This window comes from Bacillus sp. N6 (assembly GCF_052805735.1).
In genome coordinates this window covers 1,210,607-1,228,731 of the sequence record NZ_CM127843.1, presented here as the reverse complement: position 1 = coordinate 1,228,731, position 18,125 = coordinate 1,210,607, and the positions used below count along the sequence as shown (strand labels likewise).

Sequence of the window (18,125 nt, the reverse complement as noted above, 5' to 3'; positions counted from 1 at the left end):
ACATAATTCAAACTAAATTTTATCAAAACATTCTAACTATTATACCTATATTTAAATGCAACAATTATAGCTATTAGTATAGGCATACCAAATATATCCACCCCATTTTTCTGTAAAATTACTTTATAAAGTGAAAGATTAACTTGGGTGATAAGTTATTGTGAATGTTTTTTTACAAAACAGATAAGTAATAGTGTTTGGTATTATGTAAATTATTGTAATAACATAAGAGTAAAGAAAACATTTACATTGATTATTGATTCATTACTTATTGAAAAAGAGCAAAATGCACCTTTGTATGGAAAAGGATTATATGCATTGGGAGGTTTAAACAAATGACGAGGAAGAATACAACGACAAACCCTTGGGCCAAGTTCCACGGTCCGAACCTTGGTTATGTTATTGAGCAGTATGATCTTTACGTAACTGGAGCAGGTTCTGTTGATCCGGAATTACAAGAGCTTTTTGAAATTTTTGGAGCTCCTTCGTTTCAAGATGATGTCGTAACAGGGGACAACACAGCAACACATTTTTCTCCTCAAAACACAGGTAACATTGAAAAGATTCTTAAAGTCGTTCAACTTGTTGAGCAGATTCGTTCTTTCGGGCACACGTTGGCTCACATTAATCCGATGGAAGATGCTGCAAATGGACAATCACTTCTTGAGAAAGCAATGAGTGGACTGAGCGATGCTGACTTGAAAGCGATTCCAGCGAAAACAGTATGGCAAGATGCACCAGAAGGTATTCACACTGCACTTGATGTAATTCATAGATTAAAAGACGTTTATACAAAATCTTTAGCTTATGAATTTTCTCATATACAAGATAGTGAAGAACGCGCGTGGTTGCATCAAATGGTGGAATCAAATTCATTGCGTCAACCACTATCAAATAAAAAACGAACTGCTCTTTTAAAACGTTTAACAGCTGTTGAAGGTTTCGAGCAATTCTTGCATAAAACATTCGTTGGGCAAAAACGTTTCTCTATCGAGGGCGTTGATATGCTTGTACCTGTTTTAGATGAAATTGTTCTAGAAGGTGCTAAGAACGGCGTAGAGGATGTCATGATTGGTATGGCTCACCGCGGTCGTCTAAGCGTACTTGCTCACGTATTAGAAAAACCATATAGTCACATGTTTGCTGAGTTCAAACATGCAAAAATAGAAGGCGCAGTAGCCAATTCTGGCTGGACTGGCGACGTAAAATACCACCTAGGTAGAGAACAAGTCGTTAGTAACGAAGAAGTTAGCACTCGCGTGACATTAGCAAATAACCCGAGTCATCTTGAGTTCGTGAATCCTGTAGTAGAAGGTTTCGCACGTGCCGCTCAAGAGAATCGTAAAAAATCTGGTCTTCCAGATCAAGATACTTCAAAATCATTCGTAATTTTAGTTCATGGTGATGCTGCATTCCCTGGTCAAGGTATTGTATCTGAAACGTTGAACTTAAGCAGATTGAACGCGTATCAAACAGGCGGAACGATTCATGTTATCGCAAACAATGCAGTTGGTTTTACGACTGATAGCTATGATTCTCGTTCTACGAAATATTCAAGTGACCTTGCAAAAGGTTTCGATATTCCAATTGTTCACGTAAACGCTGATGATCCGGAAGCTTGTCTTGCTGCTGCTAACCTTGCGATTCAATATCGCATGTTGTTCAAAAAAGACTTCTTAATCGATTTAATTGGTTACCGCCGCTACGGTCATAACGAAATGGATGACCCAGCAGTTACGCAACCACAAGTGTACAAAAAAATTAAAAATCACCCAACTGTAAGAGCAATTTACGCAGATCAATTACAAACTGCTGGTGTTCTAAATGCAGATGAAGTTGAAACAATTACACAGTTTATACAAGAGCAATTAAAATCCGACTATGCACAAGTACCACCAGCTGATACGGGTGATGCAACAATTCACGTTAAAGTGCCAGATGTTGTTGCAAAAGGTATTCAACCAATCGATACTGGTGTTGAGATTGACTCACTTCGTGCAATTAATGAAGGTCTACTATCTTGGCCAGAAGGATTTAACGTATATCCAAAAGTGAAGAAAATTCTTGAGCGCCGTAAAGATGCTCTTGAAGAGAACGGTAAAATTGAATGGGCACTTGCTGAATCGTTAGCATTCGCTTCTATTTTACAAGAAGGTACGCCAATTCGTTTAACTGGTCAAGATTCACAGCGTGGTACATTCGCACACCGTCATATAGTATTACACGATACTGATACAAACGAAACATATTCACCGTTACACCGTTTACCAAACATTAATGCTTCGTTCTCTGTTCATAACAGTCCGTTATCAGAGGCCGCTGTTGTTGGTTACGAATATGGTTATAACGTATTCGCTCCAGAAACTCTTGTTATGTGGGAAGCGCAATATGGTGACTTCTCAAATACTGCGCAAGCATTATTTGATCAATATGTTTCAGCTGGAAGAGCAAAATGGGGTCAAAAATCTGGTTTAGTTCTTCTATTACCACACGGTTATGAAGGTCAAGGACCAGAGCACTCTAGTGCACGTCCAGAGCGTTTCTTACAGTTAGCTGCTGAGAATAACTGGACAGTTGCAAACTTAACGAGCGCGGCACAATACTTCCATATCCTGCGTCGTCAAGCATCTATCTTAGGAACAGAAGCTGTTCGACCATTAGTACTGATGACGCCGAAGAGTTTATTACGTCACCCACTTACGCTTTCAACTGCTAATCAGTTAAGCGAAGGACGATTCCAACCTGCTTTAGAACAAGAAAACCTTGGTATGAAACCAAATAAAGTAAAACGTCTTGTTTTAAGTACAGGTAAAATGGCGATTGACTTAGCAGCAGAAATCGAGTCTGGTAAACATGAGTACAACTTAGACGAAGTTCATGTCGTTCGTATTGAGCAATTGTACCCATTCCCTGCTGAGAAAGTTCAATCTATTATTAAACGCTTTAAAAACTTAGAAGAAATCATTTGGGTTCAAGAAGAACCTCGTAATATGGGCGCATGGCATTACATGGCTCCAATTCTGTTCGAACTTGCTGGAGATAAAGTGAAAACAGGTTACATTGGACGTCCTGATCGCTCTAGTCCATCTGGAGGCGATCCATTCGCTCACAAAGCTGAGCAAGAACTAATTGTTGCACATGCTTTAGATGTGAAGTATAACTTCCGTCAAGATAAACAAGAAATTGAAGTTTACAGCAACTAAAAAGTAACAATGAAGGTTTCTAGCTTGTTTCTTGGGCAGAATATCTGCCCAAGGCCAGGCTAACAAATGGAGATTACCGAAGACAAAAGAAGAAAAAACACACCGTTAGGCAAATAAGGGGAGGACATTTAAAATGATCGAAATTAAAGTACCTGAGCTTGCAGAATCTATTACCGAAGGAACTATTTCACAATGGCTTATCAACGTAGGCGACAAAGTTGAGAAAGGTGGCAGCGTTGTTGAGCTTGAAACTGATAAAGTCAATGTAGAAATCATTGCAGAAGATTCAGGTATTGTATCGAAGTTACTAGGCGAACCTGGGGATACAGTTGAAGTTGGCGCAACTATCGCAATTTTAGATGCTAATGGAGCACCAGTTGCAGTAAGTACACCTGCTCCAGCTGCTGAGCAACCAAAACAAGAAACAGCTGAAGCACCGAAAACTGCGGCTCCAAATGCTGAACAAACTACGGGTCTACAAGGCTTACCAAATACGAACCGTCCTATCGCATCACCAGCTGCTAGAAAAATGGCTCGTGAATTAGGAATCGACTTAAACGACGTACGTAGCACAGATCCACTTGGACGCGTGAGACCACATGATGTACAAGCTCATGCTGCAGCACCAAAAGAAGCACCAGCTGCTCCAAAGAGTCCAGCTCCTGCTCCAGTTGCAAAAACTGAATTCGAAAAACCAGTTGAGCGCGTGAAAATGTCCCGCCGCCGTCAAACAATTGCAAAACGTCTTGTAGAAGTTCAACAAACATCTGCAATGTTAACAACATTTAACGAAGTTGATATGAGCGCGATCATGGAATTACGTAAAGAACGCAAAGATGCTTTCGAGAAAAAACATGATGTACGTCTTGGCTTCATGTCATTCTTCACAAAAGCAGTTGTTGCAGCATTAAAACAATTCCCATTATTAAATGCTGAAATTCAAGGTGACGAGCTTATCATCAAAAAATTCTATGATATCGGTATTGCTGTAGCAGCTCCAGATGGATTAGTTGTTCCAGTTGTACGCGATGCTAACCAATTAAACTTCGCTGAAATCGAAAGTGAAATTCGTAATTTAGGTATGAAAGCACGTGATAACAAACTTTCATTAAAAGAACTACAAGGTGGTACATTTACAATTACAAACGGTGGTGTATTCGGTTCTCTAATGTCAACACCAATCCTAAATAGCCCTCAAGTTGGTATTTTAGGAATGCATAAAATCCAAGTACGCCCAGTTGCAATTGATAACGAGCGTATGGAAAACCGCCCAATGATGTACATTGCTTTATCTTACGATCACCGTATTGTTGATGGTAAAGAAGCAGTTAGCTTCCTTGTTGCTGTTAAAGATATGCTTGAAGATCCAAAGTCATTATTATTAGAAGGTTGATAGATTAAAATCTATTAAAGGCTGTAGAATGAATCATTCTACAGCCTTTTTTTATTGTGTTCATACGGGACAAATTTCATGACATAAAGTAATAATGTATGCCTAAACGTAAGGAGGATTAAAATGAATAACCTTCCAATTCATGCAAAACTTAAAGTAAATAAGGATACTTTCTTCCTCCCCGATTCAAACGGGGGTGTCTATTTTCGAAATAACGCCAGTTCATTTCGCATGGACGGTGATGGAATTTATGACTGGATTGAAAAATTAATGCCCATGTTTAACGGTAATTATTCTTTAGCAGAAATAACTGATGGACTCCCTCTCCCCTATCAAAATCGTGTATTTGAAATTGGAGAGGTTTTATATGAAAATGGTTTCGTTCGTGATGCAAATCAAGATGCACCTCATGAATTAAACAGTACATTACTCGACAGATATGCTTCACAAATTGAATTTTTAGAAGCTGATTCTCATTCAGGTGCTTTAAAATTCGAAACGTACCGCGGGGCAAATGTACTTGTACTTGGTTCTGGGGATATGCTTACTTCCTTAGTTTCTTCTTTGTTAGAATCTGGTTTACCTACATTTCATTACCTCGTTACAGATCGGGATGAAACAAACTATGACAGAATACATGAGCTAATAGAACGTGCATATGAAGTTGATAACAATGTACTCCTTCAAGAAATCGATACTACAATTGACCGTCCCTTGCATGAAGTATTCGAACCTTTTGATTGGATTTTATATGTTTCTCAAAATGGGGACATTGATGGTTTACAAACAGTTCACACTATTTGTAGAGAAACGAAAAAGAATTTCATACCAGCTATTTGTTTATCTACACTCGGTATAGCTGGGCCTGTCGTAACGGAAAATCGTGATGAATGCTGGGAATCCGCATGGCATCGACTACATGAAACGAATTTACAAAATGAAAATTCATCTGATTCCTTCTCACCAATTACATCTGCAATGTTAACAAATGTAATCGTTTTTGAATTATTTAAGCATGTCGCAGATGATTCACATCGGGAAAAAGAAGCACAATTCTTTTTATTAAACTATGAAACACTTGAAGGAACGTGGCATTCTTTTATAAAACATCCTCTTGCAACTGATGAAAGTTTTACAATTGATACGATAGAAAATCTTTCTGAAAAACTTGAGCATCGGTCGAACCAACATACTTCAACTGATGTATTCCGATTTTTTGACTCATTAACTTCTAAAGAAGCCGGTATATTCCATGTATGGGATGAACAAGATTCATATCAATTACCGTTATCACAATGCTATATTCAAGTAGCCACTCCACTATCAGATGGCCCAGCTCCCCTTCTGCCTCTTATGACTTGCAGTGGATTGACTCATAATGAAGCACGCCGAGAAGCTGGTTTAACAGGAATTGAAACATATGTAGCAGAAATCATTCACCGCCTTATTCCTGAACATAACGATATCGGTATCGGTGCTGGAGAAACGATGACAGAAGGATTTTACCGGGCACTACAGCAACATTTAAACAATAAACTGTATGAGCGGCATTCACATATGCTAGAAGAACTTACAACGATTGATTTAACTGATATTCACGATAAACATTGTAGATTTTATTACGAAGCTCTCTCTACAATTCATGAAACACCTAAAATCGCAATGAGTGAAGAGATTCTCAGTTTCCCAGCCGTTTGGGTTGGTATAAATGATAGATGGTACGGTGCATCTAATATTAATATGACGTTAGCGTTACGAAACGCACTACAACTATCACTCTTTCACGTTCAAAATGAAGAAATTCCTTACAGAGCTAATATTTTGTATGACTCATCTATTATTTTATATGACACTGATTCTTTTAGGGTGGAAATACAAGCGGAAGAAGAAATTCCAAGCGTACAATCTTTACAACTCGCCTTACAACATTTAGAAGAACATAATTTTTATCCATTCGTATTTGATTTAGCGATTGAACCATTTTTGAAAGAAAACTTAGACGGTGTGTACGGAGTATTAATTGCAAAGGAGGACGGTCTATGACTCAAAATATATTGCTTATAGGGGATGGCCTTCTTGCAGACTATGTACATGATCAATTATGCAAACAATATTCCATCATTCGTCAGCATACCCTTACAGAAGAACTCCCTGAAAATATTTATCTCGCTCTCGTATTACATGATGGATCTCCTTCTACTATTCATCATGATGCTGAGCTAATTTTTCGGTCAAATCATATTCCGTGGCTACGTGGTTTTACTTCATTTGGCGAAGGTATTATCGGTCCTTACATTCATCCTCTTACGCCCGGATGTTCCCATTGTTCTGATGGACGCCGTTTTATCGCTGGCTTTGATCAAAAAGAAATGTGGGAACTACAGCGGAAATATGCCTTTAAAGCCGAAAATGGAACGAGGCGTGATGTACGTGCCACCCAAAATGGAATGTTACAAATGTGCCATCTTATTTGCGCAGAAACAGAAAAAATATTAACTCATAACCATTCTTCTTTAGAAAATGAACTTATTTTACTAAACTTACAAACATTACAATGTACGCGGCATTCTTTTCTTCCAGATCCTCTCTGTCCTGTATGTAGCAATTTACCTGATGATACTGCGGATGCGGCGGAAGTTTCTTTACAACCGAGTTTAAAAGTAAGCACCGAAACGTATCGCTGCCGTTCCATTCATGAATTAAACACATTTTTAACGAAAGACTATTTAGATTATCGGATCGGTATGTTGAACGGCAAAATGCAGCATTCTTTATTGCCATTCGCTGACGTCATTATAAACATGCCATTAATGTTTGGAAATGAAGGTGTTGCAGGCCGAACTCATTCATTTGCAGTGAGTGAAGCAACTGCTATTTTAGAAGGTTTAGAACGATATTGCGGTATGTCGCCTCGCGGGAAAAAGACAAATGTGCATGGTAGTTTTCATGATTTAGAGGAACATGCACTAAATCCCCTCACACTCGGTGTACATACAAATGAACATTACAATCGTGATAATTTTCCATTTAAGCCGTTTGATCCTGATTATGAGCAAAACTGGGTATGGGGATATTCTTTATCACAAAACAGACCGCTTTTAGTTCCTGAATCAATTGCTTATTATAGCCTCGGTCATCGAGATGCTTTCGTGTATGAAACATCAAATGGATGTGCAATTGGCGGTAGTTTAGAAGAAGCGATTTTTCACGGCATTTTAGAAATTGTAGAGCGTGATGCCTTCTTACTCACTTGGTATGCCGAATTACCTCTTCCCCGCCTTGATCTGAGTTCAGCAAATGATACAGAATTACAATTAATGATTCAGCGGTTACGTACGATTACCGGATATGAATTACACGCTTTTAATGCGACGATGGAACACGGCATCCCGAGCTTATGGGTAATTGCAAAAAATACACGTGAAAATGGAATGAACGTTGTTTGTGCGGGAGGCGCTCATTTAGATCCTATTCGAGCTTTAAAAAGTGCCATTCAAGAAATCGCAGGCATGTTACTTATAACAGACGATGAGCTCGAGCACAAAAGAGAATACTATGAAAAATGCTTACAAGATCCTTATTTCGTTAATAAAATGGAAGACCACAGTATGCTGTACGGATTGAAAGAAACGGAAGAACGTCTTCACTTCCTTTTACGAGAAGATGCACCGGTGCAAACGTTCCAAGAAATGAATGTATCACAGTCATTTGATATGGATTTAACATCCGATCTCCACCAACTTTTAAATCGTTTGCATCAATCTAATCTTGAAATAATCGTTGTAGATCAAACCGTTCCCCTTATAGAAAAGAACGGACTACACTGTGTAAAAGTCATTATTCCAGGCATGTTACCGATGACATTCGGCCATCACCTTACTCGTGTTACAGGATTAGATAGAGTCTATACCGTACCGATGACACTTGGATATAGCACTGAACCGTTAACAAATGAACAATTAAATCCACATCCGCACCCGTTTCCATAGTAAAGGAGGGATTTCATGCAGCTAGATACTTTTTTACATCATCTCCATTTCTCTATTGATGAAATTATGCCGAATCATGAGGTGGACTGGAAAGACGCACCGCTTCCTTATAAATTATATCGAAATGTACCTACCATCCCGCTCTCCTTAGAAATCCCATTATCTTTATCGAACTCTTCTACTACACCTACTCTAAATGAGATTGGTCACTACCTTTGGTATTCATTTGGTGTAACACAATTATGTCAGCTAAATAGCGAGAGAAATGTATTACGCAGATCCATTCCTTCAGGCGGTGCTTTATATCCGAATGAATTGTATATCTATTTAAAGATTGACGATTATCCAGACGGCATTTACCATTATGACGCCGCGCATCATCGACTTATTTTACTTCGCGAAGGAAATTTCGATTCTTATTTAGCAGACGCACTCGGTAATCGCTGTAATATACATGATTGTTTCGGTGCCGCATTCGTATCCACTATGTTTTGGAAAAACTTCTTTAAATACAATAACTTTTCATATCGCCTTCAAGGATTAGATAGCGGGGTTCTCATTGGACAATTACTAGAATGTGCAAAACAGTTCGGTTATACGAACGGCGTATACTTTCAATTTCTAGACCGTGCACTGAACCATTTACTCGGATTGTCAGAAGGTGAAGAAAGTGTGTATGCCGTTATTCCTTTAAGTACGGAGCCAGAAACTAATTGGTTTCACAATGATTACCGTGAAAATAAAACAGTTACTTCTCATGAGTTGTTGCAACAAATTCCGCCGCTCGCACATGAACATTTCGTTCGCTCAAAACATGTAAATGAACATCCGATGATAACAAAAATAAATGAAGCTTCTATGATTGAATCGACAGAACACTTCCAAACACTACATCATGAAGAGCACTATCAACATAATACGTACGCTGTACAGCTACCGAAAGTAGAACGGTTATCGTATGATTTCCTACAACTTTGTAAAAAACGATATTCTCCTGATGCGGACTTTATTTTAACGAAATGGGATGCAGCTGAGCTCGCTACTTTACTACAAGAAGCGAGCCTCTCCTTCCCCTATTACAGCGACCTTGATGGTAAGTATGTAAATGAAAATGCACGCGTCTCATTATATGGATGTTTCTATAACGTAAAAGATATAGAAAACGGTGCTTACACTTATAACAGTAAAACACATTCCATACAACCACTTCGATATGGGGACCTTCGTTATCTCCTTCAATCTAGTATGACGATGGATAACGTAAACCTTTTTCAAGTACCACTTTGCTTACATGTAGTCGGAAAGAAAGATTACTATACACGTGCATTAGGTTATAGAGGATACCGTATTCACCAAATGGAAGCTGGTATCCTCGTTCATAAACTCGTTTTTACTGCAACTGCTATGGGGATGGGCGGGCATCCTTTACTAAGTTTTGATACAAATTCATGTGATCAATTGTACGGAATTGATGCTGGAAATGAAACGTCTCTCATTCAAATTCCTGTTGGGGCGTATCGGGCGCGGAATTGGTTAAAAGGGGCTTTGCATAATTAGAAGCACGCCGGTAGACGGCGTGCTTTTTTTAAAGGACTTAATTTATAAAAAGCGAAATGAGTATATATTCTTACATAAAAGGAGAATGTAACTTGAACATTTTACAACGATTAATTCAGCAAGCAAAAAACCCTCGCGGTACAATTGGTTCTTCCATGCTTTGTATTATGAACGCTGCACATATGAGACTAACAAATTGGGGATTACAAAAAATACATATACGTAAAGATGCAATTACTTTAGATATTGGTTGTGGCGGCGGCAAAACAATACATACTCTTTCAAAACGAATTCCATTTGGGAAAATATATGGAATTGATTATTCAGATCAAGCTGTTGAAAACTCAAAGAAAGCCAATATACAGGACGTAAAAAAAGGAAAAGTAATCATTCATCAGGCAAGTGTCTCCTCTATTCCTTACAATACAAACTTCTTCGATCTCATAACCGCTTTTCAAACACACTACTTTTGGCCCGATGTGGAACAAGATATAAAAGAAATATTTCGCGTCTTACAACCGAATGGATCTTTTTTATTAGTAGCTGAAACTTTCAAAATTCAATATCATATGGAGAAATGGAAAACGAATGAAGAATTAATAAACCTATTTTATAAAACAGGATTTACAAGTGTGAAATGCTATGAAGAAAGAGGTTGCCTTTGTGTAATAGGAATTAAGTAAAAAGCAGACCCTTTGAGGTCTGCTTTTTACTAGATTAACTTAAAAATACTCTTAATTTGTCTAGCAAATAACCAATTTTTCGTACCGTAGTTATCATTTAAACTATCTAAATTAATAGATTGTCCGTTAGCAAACTTTAATTCTAATGTTGTATTTTTGTCATTTGTTTTTAAATTATTATTTGTAATGTCATCATACTTTAATTTTTCAATCTCAATATATTCGTCTTTTTCTTGTCCAATCACGACATGGTCTTGGAAGAAGAAAAATACTTCTACCTTTTTACCGAAACAAAATACATTTTTCGTATAAATTAATGTCGCGTTATCAAGTCCGACACATACTTCTTTCATTTCTTCCACAACGTGTCCAAAGTCTTCTTCATGTCTTGCATTTGATTCAACAATCCATTCTTCGATTGTTTTCATATTAATTGCCATACTGCGCCCCCTGGTTCGTTCATTGCTTCGTTTAAAAAATAAATACTATATGAAAATATAAGCGATTAGTAATATGTTTTCAAGGGGGAACGGTATATTCAAAATAAAGCGAAACTTTAATCAATAGGGGTCTTGATCCCCACTGATTATTAGTTGAACCAATCGGGCTTTTACGGGCAGTTGATCCCCCACCTAACTTCTTTGCTTTCGCTGAATTTTGAGGTAGGGGTCTTACTGTCCGCAAATAGCGGGATAAGGTTAAATTTCAAAGTAATATAAAAGGAACACCAATTTCATTAAATTTTAAACGTTTGAACGAGACATTCTTCATCATCAATTAACTGCTCTTTCTCATCAAATTCAATGTTCAGTTTTTTATATACGTTCTTCCAAAACGACACTGCTGGTACATTTTTTAGAAGTTCGATAACGAAATATTGTCCTCTTTTCTCTTCTAGTAAATTTTCAACAGCTTGTTTACCGATTCCTTTTCCTTTATATTGATTCAATATGAAAATATCATTAATACCAAAATCATTTTCCTTCTTCAAAAACGGACGTTCCAGTAGTAATAAGAATCCTACAATACTATGATTAACTTTTATAAAATACGGCGTGATTCCGTCATTTTTCCAAAACATATGCAAATCTTCGTATTCAAAAAATCCGTTCGCTCCGATAGTTATATTCATAGTGAACTTAGAAAGGTCATGAAGATATAAAGCGTACAAATTACGTAATATTTCTTTTTCTGATTCTTGAACTTTTTGAAGTGCTACAATCATAAAAAAACTCCCCTTCCACATATGTAACTATTTCCCGATCCTCTTCATTCGACAAAAATGATAATTCCCCTTTAACAAAAAAATAGCACTTTAAAAAGTGCTATTCTGCTCTCCTTGCCGCTTGCTGAATTGGATCCCAAACGCTGTTATATGGTGGTGCGTAACTTAAATCGACATCTTCTAAATCGTGAATGCTCATTTTATTGAAAAGTGCCATTGCAATCACATCAATACGTTTATCTACGCCTTCTTCTCCAATTACTTGTCCGCCCAATAATTGTTTCGTATCGGAGCGATATAGTAATTTCAAGTAAAGTGGTTTTGCATTTGGATAATAGCCCGCCATATTTGTAGAATCTACTTTGACCGTTTTATACGGAATGTGTAGCCCTTTTGCTTCTTTTTCATTTAAGCCTGTTCTTGCGAGTGTCAAATCCATAAATTTAATAATGCCTGTGCCTAACGTACCTTTAAAAGCTCTTCGTTTATCAAGCATATTCAGTCCAGCAAGTCGCCCTTGCTTATTGGCAGTCGTTCCGAGTGGGATATGATCATGAATTTCCTTTATAACGTGGTAATGTGTTGCGCAATCACCGGCTGCATATACGTCTTGCACATTTGTTTGCATATATGCATTTACTTCGATTGCTCCTTTATGATTCTTACGTATATTTGTCCCTTCAAGAAAATCAGTATTTGGCTTCACTCCAACCGACACTAAAACAAGATCTGCTTTATACGTACCTTTATCCGTTTCGATTGCTTCTACTCGTTCATTTCCTTTAAATGCTTTTACATTTTCATTCGTTAAAATTTCAATATGATGCTTATCTGCTTCTTTATGTATGTACTCTGCCATATCTGCATCATAAATCGTACCGATATGATCATTTCGCTCAATCATTCTTACTTTCTTACCAAGTTCGACGAATGTTTCTGCCATCTCAAGTCCAATGGCACCACCGCCAATAATCGTTACATCTTCAACTTTATTCGTTTCTAGCGTTTTTAATATGCGCTCAGCATCAGGAATTGTTTTTAAAAGATGAACGCCTTGTAATTCCCGTCCTTCCCATTCTGGCATAACAGGACGCACTCCAGTCGCAATTAATAATCGATCATACGGAAATTCAAAGACATCCTTCGTCTTCGTATGCTCTGCGTACACCATTTTCTTTTCCGTATCTACTTTCGTTACTTCATGACGCACTTTCGCATCAATTCCATATTTCTCACGAAACGTCTTTACGTTGCGCGCGATTAACTTTTCAGTTGAAGCGATAGCACCGCTAATAACATAAGGTAATCCGCACTGAGCGTATGAATAGATTTCACCTTTTTCTAGCGTCACAACATTTGCAGTTTCATCGTTTCTAATAATTTGCATAGCTGCACTCATACCAGCTGCATCTCCGCCAATAATGACATAGTTCACTTTACCACTCCTTCTTTTTTACATACTCTTTACGTTTTCCATATTTTATAGAAATAACACCTACTTCCATTGTAAAGAAAGAGAATTTCATCTTCAAATTTTGTGCACAAACTTATGTATGAATAGGTACCTGTCGTGTCTTATAAACAACATGTTTAATATCCTATAACAGTAACCAGTTGAAAGTAGGTGAAACATACATGTGCGCCGGCCTTCTCGTCCAGCTTCCAGAGGAACCGATAGAACCGAAACCCGCCCTCCCGCTTGAACAGGAGTTTACCGTTAGTGTAACTTTATACAGTGCTCGTGCTTGGTTATCTGACAATGACACTTTCTCACAAACTATTTGGAAAGCTACCCGCTTCGCTTCTGCATCACATGCTCGCAAGGCCATCTTTCCAGTCGGTACTGTTAAAATTTTAAATTTTTCTGACGATACAATAACAGTTACTGCATCCTCAGAATCAGATGATGCTCTTAAAATAATCGTCCCTCCTCATTCTGAAGCTGCTTTAACGTCTAGTTCTTTATCTGATGTGCAAGCCAGTACATCAGGAGGGGCAAGTAAAGTCACATTTCTCTTTCATATCTTTTTCTCTAGGGAACCTGGTCCAGCCAAATAACGATAGAAAAGGTACAGCAATATACACTGTACCTTTTTCACGCGCTCTATTCTCTTGATTTGATTAGTTCAATATTATAAGTTTCGATATCTGTTAACTTTCCTGTAAAATAAGGATTTTCTCTATACCAAGACTGTTTTGCAAAATACACTTGCATATCTTTCGTTTGAAAAATATGTCCATGCCTTGCATATATTTCATTTCTAGCAATTTTCAACTGCTCTTTCGATAAATATGTTAAATCTGCGCTCGTTAATTTTCGAATATCACTATCAGGAAAGATGAAACCATTATATACATACTCAGTCGTAGGTGGCGGGGTAACATTATAAACAACTGGTTTTTCTGTACTTTTCTTTTGAAATGGAAGATTATAAGACGAAAGTGCCGTTACCGTCTCTACTTTTGTCGTTTCCCGTCCACTTTCTCCATTTCGTTCTAAATAAATCGTCGCACTTCCATCAGTCGCTACAGGCCCCCATGTAATTTCTTCTCCTGCAAGCGCTGTAACTGGTTTTTGATTTACGTACAATGTTGCACCAGGCGCGTTCGTTTGAACTGTAATATATTGACCTTGCAACGTTAAATCTATCGTTACGTTATTTTGGCTTTGTTTCATAAGTACAACCTTTTCCTCACGAGATAGTTTTACATAGTCATTTTTATATTCTGATTGAAACACTTGATTTCCCGGAAGAAATGGCCCATATTGCTTCTCAAACTTTTTGTCATCTGTCTTATCAATTTCTTTTCCGTTCATTTTTAACGATACGCCTTTTTCATTTGTAAGCAAAGTTGTATAGTACGTCTTCGCTTTCAATTTATATCGATCAAATATAAAGAAATACTTTCCGTCTTTCGTTAATGAAAAATCAGCTCTTTCTATTCCGTCCCGTTGTTTTTCACCTTGTCTCAAATATTCTTTTAATTCATTTACGTAAGATGGATTTTCTTTTATATATGAAAATAGAGGCTTTACACTCTCTCTCGTTATCGTAACCGATGGATCATCTGTCGTAACGATCTCAGCTAATTTCTCTCCGTCCCGCTCTTGTAAAATCGTAATCATCCGGTCTACTTGTGCCACCTGCGTATAATACGATGATCCGTACAAATACAATCCAATAATCGCTATAACAAATAGTGCTAACAGTGTAATGCCAACTTTTGTACCACCGCTCATGTTCTTCTTTACTACAGGACTTCCCCTCTTCGTCCCACAGTTTTGACAAAATTGCACACCATCTTCAAACTGAACTCCGCACTTTGTACATACATTCATTCAGTCAACCACCTTTTCATTAGAAGCCAGTTATTCCCTGTGTTAAGGCTTGAATTATCGTGCTAATGTAAGACCAAAGTACAATGAACGTTGCAATTCCAATTAAAACATTTGCAATAATAAGTGTGTAAACGAGATCTAATCCGCCATTGTCTAGTTTTAATACGGCTACAGTTATACTAATCCCTATATAAGTTGCAACTACCGATAATAATATCGGTAAGAAAAAGATTAATAAAAAACTAAAAAGAAAAGAAAGAACTAATATGACAATAGCCGGCGTCGCTATCGTTCCCCATATACCAAATACTTCAAGAAACGAAAAAGATGATTTCATCATCTTACCACTTACAAAAATAATAAATCCGACAAATAAAGTTAAAATTAATAAAAAGAAAAAGACCGTTATAGATTCTCCAAAAAACGTGGGAGTAGATATATCTGGTGCAAATGTTCTCGTAACTGCTGATGCTGCACTCATCATTCTATAAAAAATACATGCTCCTAAAAAACAAATAAGAACAAGACTTACAATTCCATTTCGCACTTCAATAGTGCCGCTTTTCATAATCGCTGTCGGTGCTTGTAATGCATGTTTAAAAAATTGAAAATAGCCGCTCGCAAACCGCTTCGCTTGTTCTACCGTTTCATTTGGACGCGTTTCCTTTTCTTGTGCCGCGCGCGCTTGTTCCTGCCCTTCTTCTTTGCCACTACTTGCCACTACTTCTTCCGTTAACGAATGTCCACAATTCCCGCAAAACTTTGCCTCTACTGCATGTTCTGTATGACATGACGGACATTTCATTCTCTTATCCCTCCTTAAGCATATACCTTATAGGGTGTTACAAGTTCAATATATGAATTTGTACATAAAACATGACTACAAGAAAAAGATTCTGAAATCCTTCTTCCGAAAGAAAATATATGTGCTAGCAATCTTGAAAAAAAATGCTATTATGAAACAGAATAAATAATATTTTTAACAGATTGGATGAAAGAAAATGGAATTGGTAAACTCAATTTTTCAAATACTCCTTACAAGCGTAATCCAATTATTATCTTTAATTGGCGTTATCATTGTAATTGGATTTCTATTAGGCTATTTAGAATCTCTCACACGCATGTATTGGTCGAGAGCTTTTGGAAGAAAAGGATTCCTATTAACGGCTTGGATCGGTGTTCCGATTCACGAACTTGGACATGCCATTATGTGCGTACTGTTCCGTCATAAAATTGTGGCGACTCAGTTCTTCCCAACAGATACAAGTCAAGGGGCTTTAGGTTATATACAACATCAATACAATCAAAAAAGTGTGTATCAACGAATTGGGAATTTCTTTATCGGTATTGGGCCTATTATTTCTGGTATTACTGCATTAATCCTTTTAATGCGCTATTTCGTACCAGAATCATATTTTTTATTTAATACAACTCTCGAAAAAACGATTGCTTCTACTTCTATTAATGTAGAAATGATTCAAAACATGCTCTTGTCGACGTTTGTATTATTGAAAAGCTTATTTACAATCGGCAATTTATTGAATCCTTCCTTTTGGTTATTTTTATTTATCGCCATTTGCATTTCCGCACATATCGCTTTAAGTAAACCAGACATTAAAGGATCAATAGACGGTGTTGTCGTCATGTTTATCGTGTTATTTTTATTCAACATAATAGCAGGACTGTTTCAATACGACAGTAATCAGCTAATTGGACAGGTTATGAAATATAATATGTATCTCATTGCGTTTTCTAGTGTGGCACTGCTGTTCTCTTGTCTTTCTACACTCGTTAGTTTTTCGTTTTATAAAATAAGAAGAGGGCGTTCTTTTTGAACGCCCTCTTCTTATTAATTATTCCCCTTATAATCACAATGCTCAACAGGCACACGAGCATGCCCCTCTTCATCAGTACACCATGACTGTGATTGGAAGGCAAGAAAGATACCAATCCATTCTTCTTCCTTTTCAAAGTGAATAAGTATTCCTCCGTCTTGCCATATGCCATCATCACCTTGCCATTTTTCTACATTCCCTTGATTCATGTGAATATCATGTATACCGTTTCCTGGTTTGAAATGAAAATAGGAATCTGGTGTATTTTCTTCTGGTCCCCATCTTTCGCCAAACGCGTAAATAATTGCTTTTTCTTCCATCGCTCGCTTTATATAACGTTCTATTTTTTCGTTTAAATCATTATCTGCTCCTTCTTTTTCGGGAGGCAAAGGAATCATTTGTTTTGAGTCAAATAGATTTCCTCTTACATAATCTAAAGCTACTTTCGGTTCATTATTTTTTACTTCCGTAAAACCAAATGGTAATGTCGGTAAAATATGAATCGCCTCTGACCTAATATTGTTACTCGCAAAATATAAAACTTCTGACGGATAACTTTGCGACTTTACGTTAATAGCAATACGATAATCTACTCCAGTCTCGCCCTGTAAATGAACTTGATAATGAGGTGTTTTCCCTTTTCCCATCTTTGATTGTATAACTGTACCTTTTAACACGCCGTAATTTTTTAAGGGCATACATTTCATCTCCTATTCATCTAAAATCGGCAAGGATCCCCCCTACTTCAATCGTGTGAAGGGCGATAGCCCAACGATAAGTGGGGGAGGAATTGCCGGCAGATACGGTATGGTACGTTAAAAACCCTAAGATTCTGTACCATATCAAGTATCTGAAACTTCCACCTTGCCTCCTACTTTCTCTACTTAAGTTGTTTGCTTT

General features: G+C 37.4%; 14 protein-coding genes. 8 read left to right on the top strand and 6 right to left on the bottom strand.

Annotated features, from left to right (window positions below; genetic code table 11):
• Window positions 1-335 precede the first annotated feature (335 nt).
• The 6 genes from odhA (at window position 336) to ACUXVC_RS06305 (ending at window position 10,825) form a co-directional block, all read left to right on the top strand.
• Window positions 336-3,203, top strand: a complete 2,868-nt coding sequence (gene odhA, locus ACUXVC_RS06330; protein ID WP_446025966.1) for a 2-oxoglutarate dehydrogenase E1 component — start codon at window positions 336-338, stop codon at window positions 3,201-3,203.
• Between the two features lie 133 nt (window positions 3,204-3,336).
• On the top strand, window positions 3,337-4,596 hold the full coding sequence (odhB, locus tag ACUXVC_RS06325) for a 2-oxoglutarate dehydrogenase complex dihydrolipoyllysine-residue succinyltransferase (RefSeq protein WP_098126014.1): 1,260 nt from the start codon (window positions 3,337-3,339) through the stop codon (window positions 4,594-4,596).
• A gap of 123 nt (window positions 4,597-4,719) precedes the next feature.
• Window positions 4,720-6,639 (top strand): putative thiazole-containing bacteriocin maturation protein, encoded by a 1,920-nt coding sequence (locus ACUXVC_RS06320; RefSeq protein ID WP_340784492.1) that lies wholly within the window; start codon window positions 4,720-4,722, stop codon window positions 6,637-6,639.
• Window positions 6,636-8,585 carry a TOMM precursor leader peptide-binding protein gene (locus tag ACUXVC_RS06315; RefSeq protein WP_095691207.1) on the top strand — a complete coding sequence of 650 codons (1,950 nt, stop codon included), beginning with the start codon at window positions 6,636-6,638 and terminating at the stop codon, window positions 8,583-8,585. Before ACUXVC_RS06320 ends, ACUXVC_RS06315 begins: the two co-directional genes overlap by 4 nt.
• 15 nt (window positions 8,586-8,600) lie before the next feature.
• Entirely contained in the window at window positions 8,601-10,142 is a 1,542-nt protein-coding gene (locus tag ACUXVC_RS06310) for a SagB family peptide dehydrogenase (protein WP_340784495.1), read from the top strand.
• Between the two features lie 92 nt (window positions 10,143-10,234).
• Window positions 10,235-10,825 (top strand): class I SAM-dependent methyltransferase, encoded by a 591-nt coding sequence (locus tag ACUXVC_RS06305; protein ID WP_063546875.1) that lies wholly within the window; start codon window positions 10,235-10,237, stop codon window positions 10,823-10,825.
• A 29-nt stretch (window positions 10,826-10,854) separates the two neighbouring features.
• On the opposite strand, the gene ACUXVC_RS06300 is transcribed toward ACUXVC_RS06305, so the two are convergent.
• The 3 genes from ACUXVC_RS06300 to ACUXVC_RS06290 form a co-directional block, all read right to left on the bottom strand.
• Window positions 10,855-11,265 carry a DUF3908 family protein gene (locus ACUXVC_RS06300; protein ID WP_095691209.1) on the bottom strand — a complete coding sequence of 137 codons (411 nt, stop codon included), beginning with the start codon at window positions 11,263-11,265 and terminating at the stop codon, window positions 10,855-10,857.
• Between the two features lie 296 nt (window positions 11,266-11,561).
• Window positions 11,562-12,050, bottom strand: a complete 489-nt coding sequence (locus tag ACUXVC_RS06295; protein ID WP_095691210.1) for a GNAT family N-acetyltransferase — start codon at window positions 12,048-12,050, stop codon at window positions 11,562-11,564.
• A 100-nt stretch (window positions 12,051-12,150) separates the two neighbouring features.
• Window positions 12,151-13,485: an FAD-dependent oxidoreductase gene (locus ACUXVC_RS06290; protein WP_095691211.1), complete on the bottom strand. Its 1,335-nt coding sequence runs from the start codon at window positions 13,483-13,485 to the stop codon at window positions 12,151-12,153.
• Window positions 13,486-13,685: 200 nt separating this feature from the next.
• Here ACUXVC_RS06290 and ACUXVC_RS06285 point away from each other — a divergent pair, with 200 nt between their 5' ends.
• A complete protein-coding gene (locus tag ACUXVC_RS06285; protein WP_095691212.1) occupies window positions 13,686-14,108 on the top strand; it encodes a hypothetical protein in 423 nt (140 codons plus the stop codon).
• A 46-nt stretch (window positions 14,109-14,154) separates the two neighbouring features.
• Here ACUXVC_RS06285 and ACUXVC_RS06280 read toward each other — a convergent pair whose 3' ends face one another.
• Both ACUXVC_RS06280 and ACUXVC_RS06275 read right to left on the bottom strand, forming a co-directional pair.
• Window positions 14,155-15,390 carry a TcaA 3rd/4th domain-containing protein gene (locus ACUXVC_RS06280; protein ID WP_095691213.1) on the bottom strand — a complete coding sequence of 412 codons (1,236 nt, stop codon included), beginning with the start codon at window positions 15,388-15,390 and terminating at the stop codon, window positions 14,155-14,157.
• 19 nt (window positions 15,391-15,409) lie between these two features.
• On the bottom strand, window positions 15,410-16,195 hold the full coding sequence (locus ACUXVC_RS06275) for a zinc ribbon domain-containing protein (protein WP_000650084.1): 786 nt from the start codon (window positions 16,193-16,195) through the stop codon (window positions 15,410-15,412).
• Window positions 16,196-16,391: 196 nt separating this feature from the next.
• On the opposite strand from ACUXVC_RS06275, the gene ACUXVC_RS06270 reads away from it, so the two are divergent.
• Window positions 16,392-17,225: a hypothetical protein gene (locus ACUXVC_RS06270; protein WP_000424522.1), complete on the top strand. Its 834-nt coding sequence runs from the start codon at window positions 16,392-16,394 to the stop codon at window positions 17,223-17,225.
• 14 nt (window positions 17,226-17,239) lie between these two features.
• On the opposite strand, the gene ACUXVC_RS06265 is transcribed toward ACUXVC_RS06270, so the two are convergent.
• Window positions 17,240-17,923: a DUF2278 family protein gene (locus ACUXVC_RS06265; RefSeq protein ID WP_098976212.1), complete on the bottom strand. Its 684-nt coding sequence runs from the start codon at window positions 17,921-17,923 to the stop codon at window positions 17,240-17,242.
• Window positions 17,924-18,125 lie beyond the last annotated feature (202 nt).